At 72.6% G+C, this 23,597-nt stretch carries 18 protein-coding genes and 2 pseudogenes; 7 read left to right on the forward strand and 13 right to left on the reverse strand.

Annotation, left to right across the window (positions count from 1 at the left end; all coding sequences use genetic code 11):
• Positions 1-12 precede the first annotated feature (12 nt).
• The 6 genes from AB0L59_RS03010 to AB0L59_RS03035 form a co-directional block, all read right to left on the reverse strand.
• Complete coding sequence (locus AB0L59_RS03010) at positions 13-780, reverse strand: SDR family oxidoreductase (RefSeq protein WP_365578546.1); 768 nt, start codon at positions 778-780, stop codon at positions 13-15.
• A gap of 68 nt (positions 781-848) precedes the next feature.
• Positions 849-1,433 carry a helix-turn-helix domain-containing protein gene (locus AB0L59_RS03015; RefSeq protein ID WP_365578548.1) on the reverse strand — a complete coding sequence of 195 codons (585 nt, stop codon included), beginning with the start codon at positions 1,431-1,433 and terminating at the stop codon, positions 849-851.
• Positions 1,434-1,466: 33 nt separating this feature from the next.
• Positions 1,467-1,826, reverse strand: coding sequence for a nitrite reductase small subunit NirD (nirD, locus tag AB0L59_RS03020; protein WP_365578550.1), 360 nt, complete (start codon positions 1,824-1,826; stop codon positions 1,467-1,469).
• A complete protein-coding gene (nirB, locus tag AB0L59_RS03025) occupies positions 1,823-4,417 on the reverse strand; it encodes a nitrite reductase large subunit NirB (protein WP_365578552.1) in 2,595 nt (864 codons plus the stop codon). Before nirB ends, nirD begins: the two co-directional genes overlap by 4 nt.
• Positions 4,414-5,631, reverse strand: a complete 1,218-nt coding sequence (locus tag AB0L59_RS03030; protein ID WP_365578554.1) for an FAD-dependent oxidoreductase — start codon at positions 5,629-5,631, stop codon at positions 4,414-4,416. The genes nirB and AB0L59_RS03030 overlap by 4 nt, the downstream gene beginning before the upstream one ends.
• A gap of 162 nt (positions 5,632-5,793) precedes the next feature.
• Positions 5,794-6,336, reverse strand: coding sequence for a TetR/AcrR family transcriptional regulator (locus tag AB0L59_RS03035; RefSeq protein WP_365578556.1), 543 nt, complete (start codon positions 6,334-6,336; stop codon positions 5,794-5,796).
• 76 nt (positions 6,337-6,412) lie between these two features.
• Between AB0L59_RS03035 and AB0L59_RS03040 the strand changes: the two genes are divergently transcribed.
• The gene (locus AB0L59_RS03040) at positions 6,413-7,462 is read left to right on the forward strand and encodes an aldo/keto reductase (protein WP_365578558.1); all 1,050 of its coding nucleotides are present in this window, start codon (positions 6,413-6,415) and stop codon (positions 7,460-7,462) included.
• A 90-nt stretch (positions 7,463-7,552) separates the two neighbouring features.
• Here the strand turns inward: AB0L59_RS03040 and AB0L59_RS03045 are convergent.
• From AB0L59_RS03045 to AB0L59_RS03060, 4 genes and pseudogenes are all read right to left on the reverse strand, one after another.
• Positions 7,553-8,017: pseudogene (locus tag AB0L59_RS03045) on the reverse strand (hypothetical protein); the annotation flags it as partial.
• 41 nt (positions 8,018-8,058) lie between these two features.
• Entirely contained in the window at positions 8,059-8,697 is a 639-nt protein-coding gene (locus tag AB0L59_RS03050; RefSeq protein ID WP_365578560.1) for a class F sortase, read from the reverse strand.
• A gap of 186 nt (positions 8,698-8,883) precedes the next feature.
• The gene (locus tag AB0L59_RS03055; RefSeq protein ID WP_365578562.1) at positions 8,884-9,390 is read right to left on the reverse strand and encodes a hypothetical protein; all 507 of its coding nucleotides are present in this window, start codon (positions 9,388-9,390) and stop codon (positions 8,884-8,886) included.
• Between the two features lie 422 nt (positions 9,391-9,812).
• Positions 9,813-11,465, reverse strand: a complete 1,653-nt coding sequence (locus AB0L59_RS03060) for a M4 family metallopeptidase (protein WP_365578564.1) — start codon at positions 11,463-11,465, stop codon at positions 9,813-9,815.
• Between the two features lie 142 nt (positions 11,466-11,607).
• Between AB0L59_RS03060 and AB0L59_RS03065 the strand changes: the two genes are divergently transcribed.
• The gene (locus tag AB0L59_RS03065) at positions 11,608-12,039 is read left to right on the forward strand and encodes a gamma-glutamylcyclotransferase family protein (RefSeq protein ID WP_365579489.1); all 432 of its coding nucleotides are present in this window, start codon (positions 11,608-11,610) and stop codon (positions 12,037-12,039) included.
• Between the two features lies 1 nt (position 12,040).
• Here AB0L59_RS03065 and AB0L59_RS03070 read toward each other — a convergent pair whose 3' ends face one another.
• The 3 genes from AB0L59_RS03070 to AB0L59_RS03080 form a co-directional block, all read right to left on the reverse strand.
• Entirely contained in the window at positions 12,041-12,871 is an 831-nt protein-coding gene (locus tag AB0L59_RS03070) for an arylamine N-acetyltransferase (RefSeq protein ID WP_365578566.1), read from the reverse strand.
• Positions 12,872-12,927: 56 nt separating this feature from the next.
• On the reverse strand, positions 12,928-15,387 hold the full coding sequence (locus tag AB0L59_RS03075) for a molybdopterin oxidoreductase family protein (protein WP_365578568.1): 2,460 nt from the start codon (positions 15,385-15,387) through the stop codon (positions 12,928-12,930).
• A 115-nt stretch (positions 15,388-15,502) separates the two neighbouring features.
• On the reverse strand, positions 15,503-16,180 hold the full coding sequence (locus AB0L59_RS03080; RefSeq protein ID WP_365578570.1) for an ElyC/SanA/YdcF family protein: 678 nt from the start codon (positions 16,178-16,180) through the stop codon (positions 15,503-15,505).
• A 153-nt stretch (positions 16,181-16,333) separates the two neighbouring features.
• Between AB0L59_RS03080 and AB0L59_RS03085 the strand changes: the two genes are divergently transcribed.
• The 5 genes and pseudogenes from AB0L59_RS03085 (at position 16,334) to AB0L59_RS03105 (ending at position 23,583) form a co-directional block, all read left to right on the forward strand.
• Positions 16,334-17,188, forward strand: coding sequence for a sirohydrochlorin chelatase (locus tag AB0L59_RS03085; protein WP_365578572.1), 855 nt, complete (start codon positions 16,334-16,336; stop codon positions 17,186-17,188).
• 123 nt (positions 17,189-17,311) lie between these two features.
• Positions 17,312-18,583, forward strand: coding sequence for a deoxyguanosinetriphosphate triphosphohydrolase (locus AB0L59_RS03090; protein ID WP_365578574.1), 1,272 nt, complete (start codon positions 17,312-17,314; stop codon positions 18,581-18,583).
• A 104-nt stretch (positions 18,584-18,687) separates the two neighbouring features.
• A complete protein-coding gene (locus tag AB0L59_RS03095; RefSeq protein WP_365578576.1) occupies positions 18,688-19,953 on the forward strand; it encodes an FAD-dependent oxidoreductase in 1,266 nt (421 codons plus the stop codon).
• 121 nt (positions 19,954-20,074) lie between these two features.
• On the forward strand, positions 20,075-21,982 hold the full coding sequence (gene dnaG / locus AB0L59_RS03100; protein WP_365578578.1) for a DNA primase: 1,908 nt from the start codon (positions 20,075-20,077) through the stop codon (positions 21,980-21,982).
• 328 nt (positions 21,983-22,310) lie between these two features.
• Positions 22,311-23,583 (forward strand): annotated as a pseudogene (locus AB0L59_RS03105) (RNA polymerase sigma factor).
• The last annotated feature ends 14 nt before the right edge of the window (positions 23,584-23,597 follow it).

A 23,597-nucleotide genomic window follows, 5' to 3' on the forward strand; every position in this document is an offset into this window, starting at 1 on the left:
CCGGTGTCCCGGTCAGGCCGTGGAGCCGCCGTCCACCACCAGGTCGGTGCCGACGACGGACGCCGCGTCGTCCGAGGCGAGGTAGAGCACGGCCGCGGCGATCTCCTCGATGGTGCAGACCCGGCCGAGCGGGACCTCGGTGCGCATCCGGGCGGCCCGGTCGGCCTCCGTCTCGCCGGGCCTGAAGGACATGTGCGTGGCCGTGGGGCCGGGGCTGACGGCGTTGATGCGGACACCGTCGCCGATGTGGTCGAGAGCCGCAGCGCGGCTGAGGACCGACACGGCCGCCTTGGTGACGGCGTAGCCGGTGGTGCCGCGCAGCCTGCTGTGGACGCCGATCCGGGAGGCGATGTTCACGACGGCGCCGCCGTTCGGCTGGGTCCGCATCTGGGCGACCTCGGCCTGGAGGGCGAGGAGGACGCCGGTGACGTTGATGTCGAGCATGGTCCGCCAGTCCTCCTCGGACAGGTCCGCCGCGGGCCGGCCGCGCCCCGTCATGACACCGGCGTTGTTCACCGCCACGTCGAGGGAGCCGAACCGGTCCACGGCGGCGGACACCAGGGCCCGCAGGTCGTCGGCGCGGGTCACGTCGGCGGTGACGGCCAGCGCCTTGCCCCCGGCCCGTTCGATCAGCGCCACCGTCTCCTCCAGCGGCCCCCCGCGCCGTCCGGCGACGACCACGTTCGCGCCCTCGCGGGCGAAGGCGAGTGCGATGCCGCGTCCGATGCCGGTGCCCGCGCCGGTGACCAGGGCCGTACGCCCGGTGAAGCGATGCTTCATGGTGTTCCCCATTTTTTGACCGATCGATCCAGTAAGAGGTACAAAGACGGCGCCGCCGACCGTGTGGCTCAGTCGAGCAGCGCCAGTGCCTGTTCCGCCGCGTCCCGCACCCGGGCCGGGTCCGCGCAGGCCTTGCCGACCACGCGCAGCCCCTGCAGCAGGACGAGCAGCATGCGGGCCAGCGCCTGCGGGGCGCGGTCCCCGGCCAGCTCGCCCTGCTCCTGGGCGCGGACCAGCGCCGAGTGCAGCAGTGTCTCCAGGTGGTCCCAGCTCTGCTCCACCCGGCGGGCCGCGGCCCGGTCGTGCGGGGCCAGCTCGACGGCCGTGTTGGTGACCAGGCAGCCCTGCTCGCGCCGCGCCTCGGAGGCGGCCTCGGCGGCGAACCGCAGCACCAGTGCGCGCACGGCCGGCAGCACCGGGCCCGGCCGGGACAGCTCCCGGGTGAGCAGGGGGTTCTGGGCCTGCCCGTACCGGTCCAGCGCCCGCAGGTACAGCTCGTGCTTGCTGCCGAACGTCGCGTACAGGCTCGCCCTGCCGATCCCCAGGTGCGCGACCAGGTCGGCCATCGACGTCGCCTCGTAGCCGCGCCGCCAGAACAGCTCCAGGGCCGCCTGCAGCGCGGCGTCCGGGTCGAATTCCTTGGTCCGGGCCATGCCTGGCAGCCTAGGCCTTACTGAAACGATCAGTCAAGAAAACTGCTGGGTCCGCACCTCGTACGCCGTCACCCGCACCTCCCCGTCGTCCAGGCACTCCCCGCTGACCAGGTCGAAGCGCTGCTTCAGCAGGGGCGAGGCCACGAACGGGCGCTCCTGGTGGGTGCCGGTCAGGCCGCGGGAGAGGACGGCCGCGCCGGTGAAGGGATCGCGGTTGTCGACGGCGTACAGCCGGTCGGCGCGGTCCCGGAAGAGGGCCACCTGGCGGCCGTCCGGCAGTAGGGCGGCCACCCCGCGGCCCGGCGTGAGCGCGCTCAGGTCGCAGGCGGTGAACCAGCCTTCGGCCAGCCGGAGCTGGACCTTCAGATCGGTGGTCTCCAGAGCCAGGGTCATCGGGCGCTTCCTTCCAGGACGTCGTCGGCGGGCCGCATGCCGATGGACAGCAGCGGCAGGTCGGGCTTGATCTGGTCGCGCTCGGGGACGAAGGCGACGACCGGGTCCGGGGTGTCCGGGGCGTTCACGAAGGACACGAACCGGGCGAGCTTCTCCGGGTCGTTGATGGTCTCGGCCCACTCGTCGCGGTAGTGCGCGACATGTGCTCGCATCAGCTGCTCCAGCTCGTCGCAGATGCCGAGCGAGTCGTGCACGACGACGTCCCGTACGTGGTCCAGGCCGCCCGGGATCCGCTCCAGCCAGGCCGAGGTGCGCTCCAGGCGGTCGGCGGTGCGGATGTAGAACATCAGGAACCGGTCGATCAGACGGACCAGTTCGGCGTCGGACAGGTCCTGGGCCAGCAGGTCGGCGTGGCGCGGGGTGGCGCCGCCGTTGCCGCCGACGTACAGGTTCCAGCCGCCGGCGGTGGCGATCACGCCGAAGTCCTTCGACCGGGCCTCGGCGCACTCGCGCTGACAGCCGGAGACCGCCGACTTCAGCTTGTGCGGGGAGCGCAGGCCCCGGTAGCGCAGCTCCAGGTCGATCGCCATCCTGACCGAGTCCTGGACGCCGTACCGGCACCAGGTGGAGCCCACGCAGGACTTCACCGTGCGCAGCGCCTTGCCGTAGGCGTGGCCCGACTCGAAGCCCGCGTCCACCAACCGCGCCCAGATGAGCGGCAGTTGCTCGACCCGCGCGCCGAACATGTCGATCCGCTGGCCGCCGGTGATCTTCGTGTAGAGGCCGAAGTCCCGGGCGATCTCGCCGATCACGATCAGCTTCTCGGGCGCGATCTCACCGCCCGGGATGCGCGGCACCACCGAGTACGAGCCGTTCTTCTGCAGGTTGGCCAGGAAGTGGTCGTTGGTGTCCTGCAGGGCCGCCTGCTCGCCGTCCAGGACATAGCCGCTCGCGCCGATCGCCGGGGCGAGGGAGGCGATGATCGAGCCGACGGCCGGCTTGCAGGTCTCGCAGCCGTCGCCGCCCCGGGCGCCCTCGCGGCCGTGCCGGTCCAGCAGCGCCTGGTACGACGTGACGCGCAGGGCGAGGACGATCTCGTACAGCTCCTCGCGGGTCTGGGAGAAGCAGCCGCACAGGCCCTTGTCGACCTCGACGCCGGACGCCTCCAGCTCGGCGTCGACCAGCTGGCCGAGCACCTTGACGCAGGAGCCGCAGCCGGTGCCGGCCTTGGTGCACTTCTTCACCTCGGGCACGGTGGCGCACGAGTGCTCCGTCACCGCCCCGCGGATCGCGCCCTTGCTCACGTTGTGGCAGGAGCAGATGATCGCCTCGTCCGGCAGCGCGGACGGGCCGAGCCGGGCCCCCGCGTCGGCTCCGGCGGGCAGGACGAGCGACTCGGGGGAGACGGGCGGCACCGAACCGGTCAGGGCGCGCAGGGTGCCGTAGGCCTCCGCGTCACCGACCAGGATGCCGCCGAGCAGCGTCCCGTCCGCACCGATGACCAGCTTCTTGTACAGGCCGGCGCGGGAGTCGGAGTAGACGACGTCCAGGCAGTCCCCGGTCGTGCCGTGCGCGTCGCCGAAGGACGCCACGTCCACGCCGAGCAGCTTCAGCTTGGTCGACAGATCGGCACCGGTGAAGGCCGCCTCGTCCCGGGCGATCGTCGCGGCCGCCGTCTCCGCCTGCTCATAGCCGGGCGCCACCAGGCCGTACACCCGGCCGTCCGCCGCCAGCGCGCACTCGCCGATCGCGAAGACGTGCGGGTCGGTGACCGTACGGCACTGTTCGTCGACCGTGATGCCGCCGCGCTCCCCGACGGAAAGGCCGCAGTCCCGGGCGAGTTGGTCCCTCGGCCGTACACCGGCGCTGAACACCACCATGTCGGTGGCCAGTTCGCCGCCGTCGGACAGCTTCATACCGGTGACGGCACCCGCGGCGTCCGTCAGGATCTCCTGCGTGCCCACGCCCGTGTGCACGGTCAGGCCCATGCCCTCGATGGTCCGCAGCAGTGCCGCGCCACCGCCCTCGTCGACCTGTACCGGCATCAGGCGCGGCGCGAACTCCACGATGTGGGAGGTGAGTCCGAGGCCCTTCAGCGCGCCGGCCGCCTCGAGGCCGAGCAGACCGCCGCCGACCACGGCACCCACGGTCGCCCTCGCCTTCGCGTACTCCTCGATCGCGAGGAGGTCCTCGATCGTGCGGTAGACGAAACAGCCCTCGGCGTCCTTGTTCGGGACGGGCGGCACGAAGGGGTACGAGCCGGTGGCAAGGACGAGCGTGTCGTAGGCGAACACCCTGCCGGACCTGGCCGTCACCGTCCTCGCCTCGCGGTCGACCGTCTCCGCCGGGTCGCCGAGGTACAGCTCGATGCCGTGCGCGTCGATGAACCCGATGTCGGTCAGGGAGAGCTCCTCGGCGGTCCTGCCCGAGAAGTACGAGGTGAGGGCGACGCGGTCGTACGCCGGGCGCGGCTCCTCACACAGCACGACCACGCGGTGCGTGGCGGTCAGGCCGCGCTCGGCGAGCGCTTCGAGGAAGCGCTGGCCGACCATGCCGTGGCCGACGAGCACGATCGTGGGGGCGGTGGTCATCGGGAGCCTCCGTCGTTGGTGAGCAGGTGGAGCAGGGGGCCGTCGTCGGGGAGCGGTTCCGTTCCCTCCCAGGCGCGGGCGAGCGCGCCGACGGTGCCGAGTTCGCCGACGAGGACCCCGCCGACCAGGCGGTCGTCGCGGACGACGACCTTGCGGTAGGTGCCACGGGTGGCGTCGGCCAGCCGTACGACGTCGTCGCCGGGGCGCGCCTCGGTCTCGCCGAACGCGGCCAGGTCGAAGGGGGAACCCGGGCCGGTGAGGGTCAGCCGGGTCAGGGAACGGGTGCCTCGATAGCGCGACCCGCCGTCCCCGGCGAGCAACTCGGCGAGCGCGTCGGCCTGTTCGAGAGCGGGAGCGGCCAGGCCGTAGACCGTGCCGTCGTGCTGGACGCAGTCGCCGACGGCGTGGATGCGCGGGTCGGAGGTGCGCAGTTCGTCGTCGACGAGGATGCCCTGGTGCACGGCGAGACCGGCCTGTTCGGCGAGTCCGGTGCGCGGGCGCACCCCGCAGGCGACCACGACGAGGTCGGCGTCCAGGGCGTATCCGTCGGCCAGCTCCACCGAGCGGACCGCGCCCGCGACCGAGCGCACGTCCCGCACCCGGCACTCGGTGTGCACCTCGACGCCCAGCTCGGTGAGGTGCCGGAGCACCAGCCGGGAGGCGTCCGGGTCGAGCTGGCGTTCCATGAGCCGCTCGGCCTGCTGGGCGAGGACCACCTGCGCCCCGCGCACGGCGAGTGCGCGGGCGGCGGACACCCCGAGCAGGCCGCCCCCGACGACGACCGCGCGCACGCCCGGCCGGACCGCCTTGGCCAGCCCCAGGCAGTCGTCCATCGTGCGGAACGCGTGGACGCCCTCGGGGAGCTGGCGGCCGGCGGTGAACAGTCCGCGCAGCGGGGGCAGCACCGGATTGGATCCGGTGGCCAGGACCAGCGTGTCGTATGCGACCGACGAGCCGTCGGCACACGCGACGGTCCGGGCGGACCGGTCGACACCGGTGACCCGGGCGCGCAGCAGGCCCTCGGGCGCCGGCAGGCCGATCACCTCGGGGGCGTACCGGCCGGCCAGCACCTCGGCGAGCAGCACCCGGTTGTACGGCGGGTGCTCCTCCTCGCCGACGAGCAGCGCGGGCATGCCCAGCTCGCCGAGCCGCCGGGCGAGCCGTGCGCCCGCGAGGCCGGCGCCGATCACCACCACACGCGTATTCGAGGTCATGCCCTTGAGCGTGCGGCCGGGACGTTACCCGGCCGCATCACGTCTGTTTCCCATGAGGAACGCTGCCCTCAGCAGGGGCGGCCGGGGGGTGTGAGGGGTCCGGGTGGGCGGGGGAGGGGCCTGTGAGGTCCCGCGATTCCGGCACGAATCCACCGGACGGGGCTAGCGCTGCGGTGGTGTGCGCAGTCCGTCGAGGATGAGTGCGAGCATCCGCGGCGACCGGTCTTCGGGCCCGGATGCGGCGCGCCACAGCGCCCCCGTGAGCTGGAGGAAGTCGCCGGGGTCGGCGTCCGCACGGATGGTTCCGTCCTTCTTGCCGGCGTTGAGGATCGCCGTGATCGCGGCGACGACCGGTCCGTAGCTCTGCTCGCTGATCGCCTGGTGCGCGCCGGGACTGAGTGCGTCGCCGAGGCCGTGCTTCCGGCGCATCGCTTCGACCAGGTCGGCCGTCCAGTGGCGGAGCGCTTCGAGTGGCGGCATCCGGGCCAGCAGGTCGGGCACGGCGCCCGTGATGCGTGCCACCTCGTCCTGGTAGACGGCCAGCGCCAGGGCCTCGCGGGTGGGGAAGTTGCGGTAGAGGGTGCCTGCGCCGACGCCCGCGCGCTGGGCGATCTGGTTCATCGACGCGCCGCCGTCCGCCGAGAGCGCCTCGCGGGCGGCCGCCAGGATGCGCGCCCTGTTCTCACGGGCGTCTGAACGGACCACGGGACCTCACCTTGATAAGCGGAGAGCTCTCCACTACGTTATCCGGAGACCTCTCCGCTTACTTTAGAGGAGCATCATGCGGTACATCAAGCTCGGCGCCACCGGCCTGGACGTGTCATCGATCGCGATCGGCGCCATGACCTACGGCGACCCCGACCGGGGCCATCCCGTCTGGTCGAAGGGCGAGGAGGAGGCGCGCCCGCTCATCAAGCACGCACTGGAGGCGGGGATCAACTTCTTCGACACCGCCAACCTGTACTCGAACGGGTCCAGCGAGGAAGTACTCGGCCGCGCCCTCAAGGACTTCGCCGACCGCGATGCCGTAGTGATCGCCACCAAGCTGCGCCATCCGATGCGGTTGGGACCGAACGGCCGGGGACTGTCGCGTAAGGCGATCATGACCGAGGTCGATCATTCGCTGCGCCGCCTCGGTACGGATTACATCGACCTGTACCAGATTCACCGCAACGACCACGCGACCCCGTGGGAGGAGACGCTGGAGGCGCTCAGTGACCTCGTGAAGGCCGGCAAGGTCCGCTACCTCGGCGCGTCGTCGATGCACGCCTGGGAGTTCGCCAAGGCACTGCACCTGCAGAAGCGAAACGGCTGGGCGCGCTTCGTGTCCATGCAGAACCACTACAACCTGCTGGCCCGTGAGGAGGAGCGGGAGATGATCCCGCTGTGCCTGGACGAGGGGGTCGGCACGATCATCTGGTCCCCGCTGGCCCGCGGCCGCCTCGCCCGCGCCTGGGACGACGCCCGCTCGACGGTGCGCTCCGGGACGGACGGCGCCTACGCGGACCTGCTCTACTCGCCCGCGCAGGAGGCGTCCAACCGGGCGATCATCGACGCGGTCGGCCAGGTGGCGGACGCCCACGGCGTCAGCCGCGCGCAGGTCGCCCTCGCCTGGCTGCGCCACCAGCCGGTCGTGACCGCGCCGCTGGTCGGGGCCAATTCAATCCGGCAGATCGACGAGGCCGTGGCCTCCCTCGCCATCGAGCTCTCCGACGACGAGGTGCGCGCCCTGGAAGCGCCATATACGCCGCGCTACGACTGGCAGGGCGTCTCCGACGAGGCCGAACTGGAGGCCATCCGCAGGCGCGTCCCCGGTATGGCCCTGTCATGAACCCCATCATCCGCTCCGGCGCGGCCGCCCGCGCCGGAGCCCCGAGTTCATCACCGCCGCCGCATGGCGGAGCCCGCCGTACCCGCCCCTCTATGAGCGGGGCAGCCACCTCGGCCGGACCGGTCCGGCGCAGACCGCGTTCGGACGGGTGACAAACTCCTCCCTCGGGACGTCTTGGGCACCGTTTGGTGATCCAGGGCATCCTCCTGGTCGTCGGTGCGTTCCTGGTGCCCACTGCGCGACGATTCTGCGGCGGGCGAGCTTCAGGCAAACGGGCCTTCGTCGTTGACGGAACGGTCTCTCTCTCGCGGCGATCCGGCGCTGGCTCGGTTCGCGAGGGAAGCTCAACGCGGGAGGTGGCACACGGTGCCGTATCCGGCGGGCCAGGCCGGCGATGTCCTCCTGGCCGTGCCCGGCCGCCAGGCGCCGGGCCGTCAGGTCCAGGAACGGGGTGAGCAGCTCCGCGCTCATTCCCTGCTCCTCCGCCGTCCGCAGCAGGGTCCCGGCGCCCGCCACCTGCACGGCCAGGGTGGACACCACCCCGCTCGTCCGGTCGCAACCCGCGGGGGCGCGGGGAACGGCGCGACAGCGGAGCGTCAGCGGCTCCCCGTGAGGTGCGCGAACACCACCACGTTGCCCAGATAGCCCGTGCCCTGGGAGTAACCGCCGCCGCAGGTGATGACGCGGAGCTCGGGGCGCCGCGCCGCGCCGTACACCTTCGCGTCGGGGAAGTTGTTCGCCGCGTACACCTCCACCGCGTCCACGGTGAACACGGCCACGGTGCCGTCCCGGCGGTCCACCTCGATGCGGGCGCCCCGCTTGAGCGCGCCGAGGTCGTAGAAGACGGCCGGGCCCTCGGTGTTGTCGACGTGGCCGGCGACGATCGCGGTGCCCGTCTCGCCGGGCATGGTGCCGGCCTCGTACCAGCCGGCCAGGTTCTTGTTCTGGGCGGGCGGCACGTCCAGGCTGCCGGAGCGGGTGAGGGACAGGCCCATCAGCGGGGCGTCCACGTGGATCGCGGGGATGCGGATGCGGGTCGGCGCCGACGGGACGAGGGCGCGGGCGGCGCGTCCCGGGCCGGCCGGATCGGGGCGGCCCTCGGCGGCGGCAGGCTGCGGGGGCGTGTGCGTCCCGGAGGCGCCGCCGAGCAGCCACACCCCGGAACCGAGGGCCACGACGGTGACCGCGGCTATCGCGGTGTCGCCGAGCCTGTCACTCCTGGCTCTCCTGCGCATACGAACCCCTCTCCCTTCAGGCGGCCCCCTGGACCCGCGGGCGTGTCCCGGCGGACCCGGAGACGGACCCCCGAAGATCCGGAGGCGGATCCCCGAAGACCCCCTCCCCCTCCGGGCCACGAGGGGCATCGGGCCCGGAGGGGGCGGGATGTGCGGTACCGGCGGACGGACAGCGGAGGGTGTCCGTCAGATCCCGTCGCCTCTCGCCCGGCGATGCAGGAGCCAGGTACCGCCCGCGGCGGCGATGGCCAGCGCCGTCACACCCGCCGCGGTCTGTACGGGGTCGGTGCCGAGTGCGCCGCCGACCCCCGTCCTCATGCTTCCTCGCGGCTGCACCTGCTCGTGCGCCGCGGTCAATGCGATCACCAGGTCGCCCGTCACCTGCCGGTTGCCCTCGGCGCACTTGGCGACGATCTCGTACGTCCCCGGCTGCGCGCTCTCCGGCACCTGGAACTGGCCGATCGCCTCGCCCTCGTGCGCACTGGGCGCCAGCGTGAAGGTGCCGGCGCCGACCGCACCCGCGTCCCCGGTGGCCGAGCCCTTGTCGCCGCACGCGGCGGTGTTCACCGTGACCTGGCCGCCGGGAGCCGCGGTGGAGGGGTACACGTCGAGGCTGCCGGTGCCGGCCCAGGCGGGTACCGCGGCCGCCACGGCGAGCGCGGTACCGGCCAGCAGACGGGCGATGCGTCGCATGGTGGTGCTCCCCACAGCTTGTCCGACGGGTGTGTCCCCTGCACTACCGAGGTAAAGGGCATTCGCCGGGGCCCGCTCTCTGACAGGTCGTCAGGAATGCGGTGAACGGGTGTCGGGGCCGGCACCCACTCGGCCTAGCCGTCGCGGAGTTCCGGCAGGTCACGGGGCGTGCGGACCGCCGTACATGCCGACTGTGCGAAGAGAACACGAATGGAGCGACGGCCACCGTTGAACGAGTGACGGTAGCCCTCGACGGCGACCGTGTCGTGGCCCTCGAAGGCGGCGCTGCGGCGAGCCGCTCACGGAGGGGCCCGCCGGCTCGTGCGCCGAGTGGGCCGTGGCATCCGGCCGGAGCGGGTGTGCGCAGCGGCCGCCCCGATGCGTCGATCGTGGCGGCCGCTGGTGGTTGGCTCGACGGCGCGTCAGTTCACGTTCACGGCGCTCCAGGCCGCCGCCACCGCGCTGTACTCGGTGCTGCCCGCGCCGTACAGGTCCTTGGCGGCGTTCAGCGTCGCCGTGCGGGCCCCGGAGTAGTTCGTCGAGGAGGTCATGTAGACCGTCAGTGCCCGGTACCAGATCTTGCCGACCTTGTCCCGGCCGATCCCGGTGACCGTCGAGCCGTTGTACGTGGGGGAGTCGTAGCTGACGCCGTTGATGGTCTTCGGGCCGCTGCCCTCCGCCAGCAGATAGGCGAAGTGGTTGGCGACTCCGGAGGAGTAGTGGACGTCGAGGTTGCCGACCGAACTGCTCCAGTAGTCCGCCGAGTTGCCGTCCTTCGACGGCTTGTCCATGTAGCGCAGCGCGGTGTGGCCGAAGCCGGGCTTCACGATCTTCTCGCCGATGAGGTAGTCACCGGGGTCGGAGGGGTTGTCGGCGTACCACTCCACCATCGTGCCGAGGATGTCCGAGGTGGCCTCGTTGAGCCCGCCGGACTCGCCCGAGTAGGTCAGCGCGGCCGTCTTGGAGGTGACGCCGTGGGTCATCTCGTGCCCGGCGACGTCGAGGGCGACCAGCGGGCCGAAGGTGGTCCCGTCACCGTCGCCGTAGGTCATGCAGAAGCAACTGTCGTCCCAGAAGGCGTTGTCGTAGTTGCTGCCGTAGTGGACGCGGTTGTAGGAGCCCTTGCCGTCGCCGCCGATGCCGTTGCGGCCCTGGACGTTCTTGTAGTAGTCCCAGGTCGTGTTCGTGCCGTACTGGGCGTCGACGGCGGCCGAGGCGCGGTCGGAGGTGGTGCCGGTGCCCCAGTGGTTGTCGGCGTCGGTGAACAGGTCCGCGGGCGCCCGGCTGAAGCAGATGCCGAAGAAGCACAGGTCCGTCTTGCCCTCGGCGTCACCGGTGTAGGTGTTGCCCCGCGTGGGGTCCTTGAGCTGGTACGACGATCCCGACTGCGTCGTCTCCAGCGGCACCGTCCCGCTGTAGAGGGACTTGCCGTCGCCGGCGGCGGTCTCGATGCTGTCCCAGGCGTCGATCTGGTGGCCGGTGCGGGCGTCGGTCAGCACGGTCCGGGCGACCGGGTTGCCGAGCGAGTCCAGACCGACGGCGTTGGTGCGCCAGGCGAGCCTCGGGGCGCCGTGCAGGGCGTCGACGATCAGCTCGGGCTTGGCCTTGACCTGCTTCAGCGTGTTGCCGAGGTTGACCGCGCGCAGGGCGTTCACGGCGAGGTCGGCGGCCTTGGTGGCGGCGATCTTCGGGAGGATCGAGGTGAGGGAGACCGTGCCGCGGGTCGCCCGGTCGGCGCTGCGGTAGGCGCCGTCGGGGGCCAGGTGGACCACGAAGTCGCCGCCCAGCACGGGCAGTCCGTGGTATGTGCGGTCGTAGCGGACGTGCTGGGTGCCGTCCTTGTCCACGATCACGTCGCGGACGCTGGTGTGCTCGGCGGAGGTGAGGCCCAGGCTGGTGGCGTGGGCCAGGAGCGCCGACGCGGCGTTCTGGACCGCGGTGGCCCGGGTCGGTCTCGGGTCGGCGTGGGCGGCGGGGGAGAGGGCCATGGTCAGCAGGGTCGCGGTGGTGACGGCGACGCCGGCGGTGGTGGTGAGACGACGGGATCCTCGGACGTGCTGGCGTATCCGGCTCATCTGTCTCCTCGGGGAAGCGCCCGGCTAGGCGTGGGGACGGCGCTGATGTCCTCAGAGATTTAAGGGGCCATGACATGTCATGTCCATAGGCCCTCCATGGAGATGTGTGAGGAGCCGAAGGGGGTACAGAATCGTTTCCGTGATCACTTCGGAACCGGGGACCCCGCTGCCCTTCTTCGTCTACGGCACCCTCCGCCCCGGCGAGGCCAACCACGACCTCTTCCTGCACGGCCGCACCGCGGCGGAGGAACCGGCCCGGCTGCCCGGCGCGGCGCTCTACGACGGCCCCGGCTACCCCTATGCCGTCGAGCGGCCGGGCGGCGAGGTCCGGGGCGAACTGGTCACCGCCCGGCCGGAGACGTACGACACCCTGCTCGCCGCCCTGGACCGGCTGGAGGAGTACGCACCGGGCGACCGGCGCAACCTCTACGAACGCGTCGCCCGGGACGTCGTACGCACCACCGACGGCACCTCCGTGCGGGCCTGGGTCTATCTGGCCGCCCCCCGGGTCGCCGCCGGCCTGCGCGCCACCGGCACCCCCATCGAGGGCGGCGACTGGCTGTCCCGGCGCTGAGTCAGCCGAGCAGCCGCAGCCCCTCGGGCACGACGATCCCGAACTCCTCCGCCACCACGCGCCGCGCCTGGTCTTCGTCCGTCAGCTTGCGCTCGGTCACCGTGCCGTCGGCCCGGGACTCGGTCAACCGGGCGCCGTCCAGGGAGAGATGGCGCCCGGCGGTCGTCCGCTGCAGATAGGGGCGACGGGTGAAGGGCGAACGCGGGCTGGTGCCGACGTACCAGTTGAACACCTCGAAGTCCGGCGCGGCGAACGGCTCGAGAGTGAAGGCGTACTGACCGACCCACTCCCGCCCCCGGCCGTCGTATGCCTGCAACTCCCACAGCTCCAGCGGTCCTTCGTGCGGCAGCGGCACCAGTCGGTGGCGGCGTCCCGCGCCCTCGGACTCCTCGCCCGTGACCAGCGGCACCGGTACCAGCAGCGCGCCCTCGGCGCCGAAGCCGACGTCCGCGAGATACGTCCGCGGCTCGCCGGGCACCGAGACCCGCAGCATCGCGTGGGTGCGCGGCCGGCTCTCGGGCGTCTCGGCGCCCAGCACCACCCGCCCGGCCAGCGCAGTCACCCCGAACCCCAGCGCCCGCAGCGCCAGCCTGAGCAGCGTGTTGTGCTCGTAACAGTAACCGCCGCGCCGGCCGTGGATCATCTTGGCCATCAGATCGGCCGGGGCGAGCGAGGGGGCCCGGCCGGACACGGCGTCCAGGTTCTCGAAGGGCAGCGACAGCGCGTGCGCCAGATGCACACCCCGCAGCGTCTCCAGGTCGGCCCGCCGGCCGCCCTTCCAGCCGATGCGGTCCAGATAGGCGTCGAGGCCGAAGTGCTCGAAGTCGGACATGCGTCGAACCTACGCGCCCCGGCCGCTTCCCGCGGGGGCCTTCGGACCGGTCCGCGCTACTCCGGTGGCCCTAGGACCTCGACCCGCACCGCGCACGACTTGAACTCCGGCATCCTGGACGTCGGGTCGAGCGCCGGATTGGTGAGCGTGTTGGCGCGGCCCTCGCCCGGCCAGTGGAAGGGCATGAAGACGGTGTCGGGACGGATGGCCGGGGTGATGCGGGCAGGGGCCACGGCACGGCCGCGCCGGGAGACCACGCTGACCGGATCGCCCTCGGCCGCGCCGATCCGGGCCGCGAGGCGAGGGTGCAGTTCCACGAAGGGGCCGGGAGCGGCCGCGTTCAGCTCCGGGACCCGCCGTGTCTGCGCCCCCGACTGGTACTGCGACACCACCCGGCCGGTGGTCAGCAGGAGTGGATACTCGTCGTCCGGCTCCTCCGCTGTCGCCCGGTGCGTCACGGCGACGAACCGGGCCCGGCCGTCCGCTGTGGCGAAACGGTCGAGGAAGAGGCGGGGGGTCCCGGGGTGGACCGGGGGCAGGAGGCGAGGAGGCGGCGCGGCGACCTGGACCGGCCCACCGCCCCGGGCGCCGGACAGCACGCCCTCACCGTCGTCGGTCCCGGCCGTCGCGCGGCTGTCGGCGCTCGCGGTGACGGCGGATCCGGCCGCCGGACGGCCGTGCGTGTTCGTGTGGTCGGTTCCGGCTGTGGCTGGGCTGTCGGCGGTCGCGGTAGTGGGGGGTTCGGTCGGCGGGTGGCCGTGTGTGTCGGTGTTGTCGGTTCCGGCCGTGTCTCGGCCGCCCGCGGTTGCGGTGACGGCGGTTCCGGCCGGACGGCCGACCGCGTCCGCGCCGATTCCGCCCTTCCCCCGGGCAGCCCGCCCGGCTCCGCCGTCGGCGCGCTCGGCCTCGGGTGACGGGCAGGGCCAGAACACGCCGTTCTCCTCGGCCAGGCGGCGGTAGGTGATGCCCGAGTAGTCGGCTGGTCCGCCCGCGCTCGCCCGGCGCAGTTCCTCGAAGACCTCCTCGGGGTCCGTCGGGAAGCCCTTCTCCACCCCCAGCCTGGCTGCCAGCTCGTGCAGCACGTACAGGTCGCTGCGCACACCGGGCGGCGGGGCGACCGCCCGGCCGCGCAGCAGTACCCTGCCCTCCAGGCTGGTCGTGGTGCCCGTCTCCTCCGCCCACTGGGTGACCGGCAGGACGACGTCCGCCAGCTCAGCCGTCTCGGAGAGCACGACGTCGGCCACCGCGAGGAAGTCCAGCGAGCGCAGCCGCTCCTCGACATGGGCCGCGCGCGGCGCCGACACCACCGGGTTGGAGCCCATCAGCAGCAGCGCCCTCACGTCCGTGCCGAGGGCGTCGAGGAGCTCGTAGGCGCTGCGTCCCGGCCCGGGCAGGCCGTCCGGGTCCACGCCCCACACCGCGGCCACGTGCCGCCGCGCCTCCGGGTCGTCCAGCCTGCGGTAGCCGGGCAACTGGTCGGCCTTCTGGCCGTGTTCGCGTCCGCCCTGCCCGTTGCCCTGCCCGGTCAGACAGCCGTACCCGGACATTGGGCGGCCCGCCCGGCCGGTCGCCAGGCACAGGTTGATCCACGCGCCCACCGTGTCCGTACCCTTGGACTGCTGTTCCGGCCCGCGCGCGGTGAGTACCATCGCCGACTCCGGTGCGCAGAACAGCCGTACGGTCTCCCGGAGTCGGGGAACGGACACCCCCGTGATCCGCTCCACGTACTCCGGCCAGTGCGCCATCGCCGCCGCCCGTGCCTCCTCCCAGCCCGTCGTCCGCTCCCGGATGTACTCCTCGTCCGTCCGTCCCTCGGCCACCACCAGGTGCAACAGGCCCAGGGCGAGGGCGAGATCGGTGCCGGGCCGGGGAGCCAGGTGCAGGTCCGCATGCTCGGCCGTCCTCGTCCGGCGCGGGTCGACCACGATCAACGTGCCGCCGTTCTCGCGCAGTTCGCGGAAGAACCGCAGGGACGGCGGCATGGTCTCGGCGAGATTGGAGCCGACGAGGATCACGCACCCCGTCCTCGGTATGTCCTCCAGCGGGAACGGCAGCCCCCGGTCGAGCCCGAAGGCCTTCGTCCCGGCCGCCGCGGCCGACGACATGCAGAACCGGCCGTTGTAGTCGATCTGCGAGGTCCCGAGCACCACCCGGGCGAACTTCCCGAGCGCGTACGCCTTCTCGTTCGTCAGGCCGCCCCCGCCGAACACGCCCAGCGCGTCGGCGCCGTACCGCTCGCGCGTCCAGCCGAGCCGCTCGGCGACCAGACCCAGCGCGTGCGCCCAGCTCGCCTCGACCAGCCGGCCCCCGGACCGCACCAGCGGCGAGGTCAGCCGCACCGCGGGCGAGAGCACCTCGGCCGCCGTACGGCCCTTGCCGCACAGCATGCCCCGGTTCACCGGGAAGTCCGCCCGCTCGGAGACCTCGACGCCCCCCTCCGCCCGGGGCGTGACGTTCATCCCGCACTGCAGGGCGCAGTACGGGCAGTGGGTGGGCGTCGCGGCGATCCTCTGCATGCCGCCAGCGTGCGCCGGGCGTGTTACGGCTCCGACCGCCTGCGGTTACACGCCCGGCACGGCGCCCTCCCCGTGCCGCTCCGGCCGCCGTGAGGGAACCGCCGTGGGCCGCCGGTCACCGCCCGGCGGCCAGCGCCCGCGCCACGCCCGGCTCCTTCGGCCCGAGGAACGTCGGATCCGGACGGAACACCGCGTCCAGCACCGCCTTGCCCGCCGCGAACACCTCCCGCGTACCGCCGTAGTACCAGGTCACGTCGTGCTTGGCGTCGACCCCGACCCCGTACGAGTCCACCCCCGCCGCCTCGCACAGCGCCACCGCCCGCCGGATGTGGAAACCCTGGCTGATCAGCACGGCCCGGTCCACACCGAAGATCCTCCTGGCCCGCACACAGGAGTCCCAGGTGTCGAACCCCGCGTAGTCGCTGACGATCCGCTTGTCCGGCACCCCGTGCTTCTTCAGATAGGCGCGCATGGCGTCGGGCTCGTCGTAGTCCCTGCGGCTGTTGTCCCCCGTGACCAGGACGACCTCGACCCGTCCCGCCCGGTACAGCTCGGCCGCCGCGTCCAGCCGGTGCGCGAGATACGGCGAGGGCTCCCCGTTCCACAGCCCGGCCCCGAACACCACGGCCACCTGCGCCCGTGGTGCGTCCGCCGCGGTGCGCAGCCGGTCCGCCGTGGACACGAACAACCAGGTCGCCGGCAGCAGCGCCAGCACACATGCGGCCATCACGGCCTGCAGCAGCCGCCGCTGCCCCTTGCGGGTGCGCGGCAGCCGCGGTCGACGGATCTTCATACGCCCCCCACGGATCTGTTGTCGACCATGGAGGACGCCACCGGCACCGATCCGGTTCGCCTCACATCGCGCGACTGTACGACGTGAAGCAGCGGAAAACGCTCGTGACGACCCGGCAACGGCAGCGCAACGCGCCCCCGCCAGGATCCTTCCATGACGGCGTCGCACCCACCCCGCTCCGAGTCCGACATCCACCTCGACAGCACGGCGCACCTCATGAACAGCATCAGCCACGAGCTCGCCGGCCAGCTCCGGCTGGTCTCCCCGCTCGGCCACCGCCGCCCGGCCCGCCCCGCCCTCGTCCTGGTCGCCCACGGCAGCCGCGACCCGCGCGCCCTGGACACCGTACGAGCCCTGCGGGACAGGGTGCGCGAGCTGCGCCCGGGCCTCCCCGTCCACCTGGGCCACATCGAGCTGAACGAGCCCCTCCTCCCGGACACCCTCGCCGCCCTCGGCGACACCCTCGCCGTCCTGGTCCCGCTGCTCCTCTCCCGCGGCTACCACGTCGGGCAGGACCTCCCCGAGATGGCCGCCGCCGCCCCGCCCCCCACCCGCCTGGCCGCCCCGCTCGGCCCGCACCCGCTGCTGGTGGAGGCCCTCTACGACCGGCTGGTCGAGGCCGGCTGGCCCGCCGGCGTGGATGCGGGCACCCGCCGTTCGACCGCGGTCGTCCTGGCGGCCGCGGGATCCCGCGACCCCGACTCGACCACCGACACCCGCCGCACGGCCCGCCTCCTGGCGGACCGTCTGGGCGTCCCGGTCGTCCCGGCGTACGCCTCGGCGGCGAGTCCTACGGTCCCGGCGGCGGTACGGGCACTGGCGGCGAGGGGCCGGCACAGGGTGGCCGTCGCGTCGTACTTCACGGCACCGGGGCGTTTCGCGACGCAGTGCGCGCAGGCGGCACCGTGGTGGGCGTCGGCCCCCCTGGGTGCCCACCCGGCCATGGCCCGCCTGATCCTGCACCGGTACGACGAGAGCCTCGCCACACGGTCGACCGAGGCTGCCTAGGCGTCGGCGGCCACCACCCGGCCGGCCGCGTCACCAGTCTGTCCGAACAGCACACCTGGGGGCGCGGGGAACCGGACGCACCGCCAACCCCCTTTTGTCACTGCCGACGCTTACTGTCGAACCATGGAAGGCACACCCGACGGAACCTACGGCCCGACCTCAGCGGAGCGTTGGGCCCCCGAGCCCGACAAACGCCCCGGCCGCACCGCCTTCCAGCGCGACCGCGCCCGCATCCTCCACTCCGCCGCCCTGCGACGCCTGGCCGGCAAGACCCAGGTCGTCACCCCGGGAACCCGCAGCCAGGCGTGGGACGCCAGCCCGCGGACACGCCTGACCCACTCCCTGGAGTGCGCCCAGGTGGGCCGGGAGCTCGGCGCGGCCCTCGGCTGTGACCCCGACCTGGTGGAAGCCGCCTGCCTGGCCCACGACCTCGGCCATCCGCCCTTCGGCCACAACGGCGAACAGGCGCTGAACGCCTTCGCGGACGACTGCGGCGGCTTCGAGGGCAACGCCCAGTCGCTGAGACTCCTCACGCGCATCGAACCCAAACGGTTCACCGAGGAACGCTCCGTCGGGCTCAACCTCACCCGCGCCACTCTCGACGCCGCCACCAAGTACCCCTGGCCCCGGGGCGCCCACCCCAGCGACCCGGCGTCGCGGAAGTTCGGTGTGTACGAGGACGACCGCCCCGTGTTCGACTGGGTCAGAGCGCACGCCCCCGGCACCCGCACCTGCTTCGAGGCCCAGGTCATGGACTGGTCGGACGACGTGGCGTACTCGGTGCACGACGTCGAGGACGGCCTGCACGCCGGCCACATCGACCCCAACTGCCTGCACGCCGAGCCCGAGCGGCAGGCGGTGTTCGAGGTCGCCGTCGGCCGGTACGTGCCCGCGGACACCGACCCGGCCGAGCTGGCCGCCGCCCTCGACCGGCTCCAGGACGAGGAGTGGTGGCCGCACGGCTACGACGGCACGGCGGTCGCCCAGGCCCGGCTGAAGGACGCCACCAGCCAGCTCATCGGCCGGTTCTGCCTGGCCGCCGAGGGCGCCACGCGCGCCGCGTACGGCGCCGGCCGGCTCACCCGCTACGCGGCGGAACTCGTCGTACCCCGCGAGGCCCGCATGGAGTGCGCGGTGCTCAAGGCGGTCGCGGACCGGTATGTGATGCAGCGCGCCGAGCAGGAGCGGCTGCGCGCGGACCAGCGGGTCGTCGTGGCGGAGCTGGCGGAGGCGCTCACCGCCCGGGCGCCGGACGGGCTGGATCCACAGTTTCGGGCACTGTTCGACGGGGCAGACGACGACCACGCACGCAAGCGGGTGATCGTCGACCAGATCGCCTCCCTCACCGACGCCTCCGCGCGCTCGCTGCACGCGAGACTGACGGGGCATATGTGAGCGGAACATGACCGGCCCTGGCCTGATCGGGTCACTCCCTCTTCCCGCAGCACGCCCGGTGCGGGACGCTCGCATGTGGCGGCACCCTTACGAGGAGGCATCAAGTGGTCGACGCGGATCAGACATTCGTCATCGTCGGAGGCGGTCTCGCCGGCGCGAAGGCGGCCGAGACGCTCCGGGCGGAGGGCTTCACCGGCCGGGTGATACTGATCAGTGACGAGCGCGACCACCCCTACGAACGCCCGCCGCTGTCCAAGGGCTACCTGCTCGGCAAGAAGGAGCGCGACAGCGTCTTCGTGCACGAGCCGGCCTGGTACGCGCAGAACGACATCGAGCTGCACCTCGGCCAGTTCGTCGACCGCGTCGACCGTACGGCGAAGACGGTCCGCTACGGCGACGACGGCACCCTCGTCCGCTACGACAAGCTGCTGCTCGTCACCGGCGCCGAGCCGCGCCGCCTGGACATCCCGGGCACCGACCTGGCGGGCGTGCACCACCTGCGCCGCCTCGCCCACGCCGAGCGCCTCAAGGGCGTCCTCACGGCCCTCGGCCGGGACAACGGACACCTGGTCATCGCGGGCGCCGGCTGGATCGGCCTGGAGGTCGCGGCGGCCGCCCGCGAGTACGGCGCGGAGGTCACGGTGATCGAGCACGGGCCGACGCCGCTGCACACCGTCCTCGGCCCCGAGCTGGGCAACGTCTTCGCCGAGCTGCACCGCGAGCACGGCGTCCGCTTCCAGTTCGGGCGGGAGCTGACCGAGATCGTCGGCCAGGACGGCATGGTCCTCGCGGTCCGCACCGACGACGGCGAGGAGCACCCGGCGCACGACGTCCTCGCCGCGATCGGCGCGATGCCGCGCACGGGCCTGGCCGAGGCGGCGGGATTGGAGCTGGTCGACCGGGCACGGGGCGGCGGTGTGGTGGTGGACGAGCGGTTGCGCACGTCCGACCCCGACATCTACGCGGCCGGCGACGTGGCGGCCGTCCCGCTCGATCTCTTCGGGACGAGGGTCCGGGTGGAGCACTGGGCCAACGCGCTGAACGGCGGCCCGGCCGCCGCGCGCGCCATGCTCGGGCAGGACGTCGTGTACGACCGTGTGCCGTACTTCTTCACCGACCAGTACGACCTGGGCATGGAGTACAGCGGATGGGCGCCGGCCGGGTCGTACGACCAGGTGGTGATCCGGGGCGACGCCGGGAAGCGGGAGTTCATCGCGTTCTGGGTGAAGGAGGGGCGCGTGCTGGCCGGGATGAACGTGAATGTGTGGGATGTCACAGACAAGATCCAGAAACTGATCCGTGCGGGCGCGCCGGTGGACCTCGAGGCCCTGGCCGACCCGCACGTCCCCCTGGACAGCCTCGTGCCCTGAGGACCGGGACCGCCCGGCGCCCCCGTGCTGTGATTCCCGGCGGACCCCGGCCCCCCGGACCCCCGGCCGGGGGCCGGTCGGCGCCGCCGGGGATGTCGGCACTGCCCCGTAGAATCACCTCGTGGCAGGACGGATCAACGACGAGGACGTGAAGGCGGTACGGGACGCGGTCCCGATCGACGCCGTGGTCTCCGAGTACCTCCAGCTGCGCAACGCGGGCGGCGGCAACCTGAAGGGGCTGTGCCCGTTCCACGACGAGAAGTCGCCGTCCTTCCAGGTCAGCCCGAGCAAGGGGCTCTTCCACTGCTTCGGCTGCCAGGAGGGCGGCGACACCATCACCTTCGTGATGAAGGTGGACCACCTCTCCTTCTCCGAGGCGGTGGAGCGGCTGGCCGCCCAGGCCGGCATCACGCTGCGCTACGAGGAGGGCGGGTACAACCCGGCCCACCAGCGGGGCGAGCGCATCCGCCTGGTCGAGGCGCACAAGATCGCCGCGCAGTGGTACGCCGAGCAGCTCGCCGCCAGCCCCGAGGCCGAGACGGGCCGGGTCTTCCTCGCCGAGCGCGGTTTCGACCAGGCCGCCGCCGTCCACTTCGGCGTCGGCTACAGCCCCCAGGGCTGGGACCACCTCACCCGCCATCTGCGCGGCAAGGGCTTCACCGACAAGGAGCTGATCCTCTCCGGGCTGTCCCAGGAGGGCCGCCGGGGCCCCATCGACCGGTTCCGGGGCCGCCTGATGTGGCCGATCCGGGACATCGGCGGCGAGGTCGTCGGCTTCGGCGCCAGAAAGCTCTACGAGGCGGACAACGGTCCGAAGTACCTGAACACCCCCGACACGGCGATCTACAAGAAGAGCCAGGTGCTGTACGGCATCGACCTGGCGAAGAAGGAGATCGCCAAGTCCAGCCGCGCGGTCGTGGTCGAGGGCTACACCGACGTGATGGCCTGCCACCTCGCCGGGGTGACGACGGCCATCGCCACCTGCGGTACGGCCTTCGGCGGGGAGCACATCAAGATCCTCCGCCGGCTGCTGATGGACAACGGCTCGGCCCGCGTGATCTTCACCTTCGACGGTGACGCGGCCGGGCAGAAGGCCGCCCTGCGCGCCTTCGAGGACGACCAGAAGTTCGCCGCCGAGACCTACATCGCGATCGCGCCCGACGGCATGGACCCCTGCGAGCTCCGCCTGGCCAAGGGCGACGAGGCGGTCGCCGACCTGGCCGAACCCCGCACCCCGCTCTTCGAGTTCGCGCTGCGGCAGATCGTCGGCCGCTACGACCTGGACACCCCGGCAGGGCGTGCGGCCGCGCTCGACGAGGCCGCGCCGGTCGTCGCCCGGATCAAGAACAGCGGGGCCCAGCACGAGGTCGCCGTCGAACTGGCCGGCATGCTCGGCATCCTCGACACCCAGTTCGTCGTCCGGCGCGTGGCCCAACTGGCCCGCTGGGCGCGGGACCGTGGCGGGAAGGCCCCGCAGCAGGACCGGCAGCGCGGCGCCGACCCGCAGTGGGCGGCGGCACCGCGCCCGGCGAACGGCGGCCCGGCACTGACCCTGCGCAACCCGGTCTACGCCGCCGAACGCGAACTGCTCAAACTCGCCCTCCAGCGCCCGGAGCTGGTCTCCCCGGCCTTCGACGCCTACGGCCTGGACGAGTTCACCGCGCCGCCGTACGCGGCCGTGCGCCAGGCGATCGCGGAGGCGGGCGGCGCCGAGTACGGCGTCCCGGACCCGCAGGAGTATCTGGTCCGGGTCCGCGAGGCCGCGCCCGACGACACGGTGCGCGCGATGGTCACCGAGCTGGCCGTCGAGCCGATCCTGCGCCGCACGGTCGACGAGGTGTACGCCGGCACGGTCCTCGTACAGATCCGCCGCCGCGCCGTGGAACGCCGCATCCGTGACATCCAGTCCCAGATGACCCGCCTCGCCACCGGCGGCGACCCCGCCCAGCTGGCCGCCGTGCAGAACGAGATGTGGGTGCTCCAGCAGTACGACCAGGCGTTGCGGGAGCGGGGAGCGGAGGCGCTGTAGGGGTGCCTCGGCGAGGCCGGTCCCCGGGGGACTGGTGCGGCGCGGCGATGCCGAGGTGCTCCGTGATCGCCACTTGCCCGGTCACCAGGGCGCCGCGCAGCCTGCCGTGCTGCTCCAGCGTCTTGCTGTGCGCCTCGGGCACCTTGCTGTGCTCCGGCTGAGTCTGTCGCAGCCTGCATGAGCCGCACGTCGGCCCGCCGCTGCGTCCTGTGCCCCAAGTCGACGCAGCTCAGCGGCCGCAGTTGCCAGTCGCATAGTCCGACGAGCCGCATAACCGCGCGGTCACGGACCGGACGCAAAAAGTCACCGCAAGCCCCTCGTGGCGGGGATGTGTCGTACTCCACACTGGGGGCGGTGCCCGAGTCCTCGGAGCGCAGGCCGTCGACTCTCCGCCCCCGAAGTACCGCTGCCGCACTCCTTCAGCAGCGATCATCCTGGAGGTCGCCCCCGTGCAGACCCAGACCCTCACCCAGACCGACAGCGCCACCGGTACCACCGCGGACGAGCCGGACGCGGAGCCGGACGTCCTCGCGGCCGTGCCCCCGCAGAGCCGTGCCGCCCTGCACCCGGAGGCGGCGTCCGCCGAGTCGGCGGAACCGCCGGCGGAAGAGCTCACGGACGAGCCCGAGGAGGCCGTTGAACCACTGGAGCCCGCCGAGACACCCGTCGCCGCCCGAGCCGACACCGCCGGCCCCTCCGCCGACCTGTTCCGCCAGTACCTGCGCGAGATCGGCCGTGTCCCGTTGCTGACCGCCGCCGAGGAGGTCGAACTCGCCCGCCGCGTCGAGGCCGGCCTGTTCGCCGAGGAGAAGCTGGGCAACACCCCCGACCTGGACAGTGAGTTGGCCCTGGATCTGGACCGGCTCGTGGTCATGGGGCGGATGGCCAAGCGCCGGCTGATCGAGGCCAATCTGCGGCTCGTGGTGTCGGTGGCGAAGAGGTACGTCGGCCGCGGGCTGACCATGCTCGACCTGGTCCAGGAGGGAAACCTCGGCCTGATCCGGGCGGTGGAGAAGTTCGACTACGCCCGCGGCTACAAGTTCTCGACGTACGCCACCTGGTGGATCCGTCAGGCCATGTCCCGGGCCCTGGCCGACCAGGCCCGCACCATCCGCGTCCCGGTCCACGTGGTCGAACTGATCAACCGCGTCGTCCGGGTGCAGCGGCGCATGCTCCAGGAGCGGGGCTACGAGCCGACGCCCGAAGAGGTCGCCGCCTACCTCGAGCTGCCGCCCGAGCGGGTCTCCGAGGTGCTGCGCCTGGCCCAGGAACCGGTGTCACTGCACGCGCCGGTCGGCGAGGAGGACGACGTCGCGCTCGGCGACCTGATCGAGGACGGCGACGCGGCGAGCCCCGTGGAATCGGCGGCGTTCCTGCTGCTGCGGGAGCACCTGGAGGCCGTCCTGTCCACCCTCGGTGAGCGGGAGCGCAAGGTCGTCCAGCTCCGCTACGGCCTCATCGACGGCCGCCCGCGCACGCTGGAGGAGATAGGCCGGCTGTTCGGGGTGACCCGGGAGCGGATACGGCAGATCGAGTCCAAGACCCTCAACAAGCTCCGGGACCATGCCTTCGCGGATCAGCTGAGGGGATACCTGGACTGAAGGGGGCGCCGGGC

This window comes from Streptomyces sp. NPDC052109, from assembly GCF_040680195.1.
Lineage (GTDB): Bacteria > Actinomycetota > Actinomycetes > Streptomycetales > Streptomycetaceae > Streptomyces.

Coding starts and splice junctions, on each gene's coding strand:
- nirD (WP_365578550.1), bottom strand. CDS start 1,826: ATGACCCTGGCTCTGGAGACCACCGATCTGAAGGTCCAGCTCCGGCTG.
- AB0L59_RS03050 (WP_365578560.1), bottom strand. CDS start 8,697: ATGCGCAGGAGAGCCAGGAGTGACAGGCTCGGCGACACCGCGATAGCC.
- AB0L59_RS03080 (WP_365578570.1), bottom strand. CDS start 16,180: ATGAAGATCCGTCGACCGCGGCTGCCGCGCACCCGCAAGGGGCAGCGG.
- nirB (WP_365578552.1), bottom strand. CDS start 4,417: ATGACCACCGCCCCCACGATCGTGCTCGTCGGCCACGGCATGGTCGGC.
- AB0L59_RS03010 (WP_365578546.1), bottom strand. CDS start 780: ATGAAGCATCGCTTCACCGGGCGTACGGCCCTGGTCACCGGCGCGGGC.
- AB0L59_RS03015 (WP_365578548.1), bottom strand. CDS start 1,433: ATGGCCCGGACCAAGGAATTCGACCCGGACGCCGCGCTGCAGGCGGCC.
- AB0L59_RS03055 (WP_365578562.1), bottom strand. CDS start 9,390: ATGCGACGCATCGCCCGTCTGCTGGCCGGTACCGCGCTCGCCGTGGCG.
- AB0L59_RS03090 (WP_365578574.1), top strand. CDS start 17,312: ATGGAAGGCACACCCGACGGAACCTACGGCCCGACCTCAGCGGAGCGT.
- AB0L59_RS03060 (WP_365578564.1), bottom strand. CDS start 11,465: ATGAGCCGGATACGCCAGCACGTCCGAGGATCCCGTCGTCTCACCACC.
- AB0L59_RS03075 (WP_365578568.1), bottom strand. CDS start 15,387: ATGCAGAGGATCGCCGCGACGCCCACCCACTGCCCGTACTGCGCCCTG.
- AB0L59_RS03030 (WP_365578554.1), bottom strand. CDS start 5,631: ATGACCTCGAATACGCGTGTGGTGGTGATCGGCGCCGGCCTCGCGGGC.
- AB0L59_RS03070 (WP_365578566.1), bottom strand. CDS start 12,871: ATGTCCGACTTCGAGCACTTCGGCCTCGACGCCTATCTGGACCGCATC.
- AB0L59_RS03040 (WP_365578558.1), top strand. CDS start 6,413: ATGCGGTACATCAAGCTCGGCGCCACCGGCCTGGACGTGTCATCGATC.
- AB0L59_RS03085 (WP_365578572.1), top strand. CDS start 16,334: ATGACGGCGTCGCACCCACCCCGCTCCGAGTCCGACATCCACCTCGAC.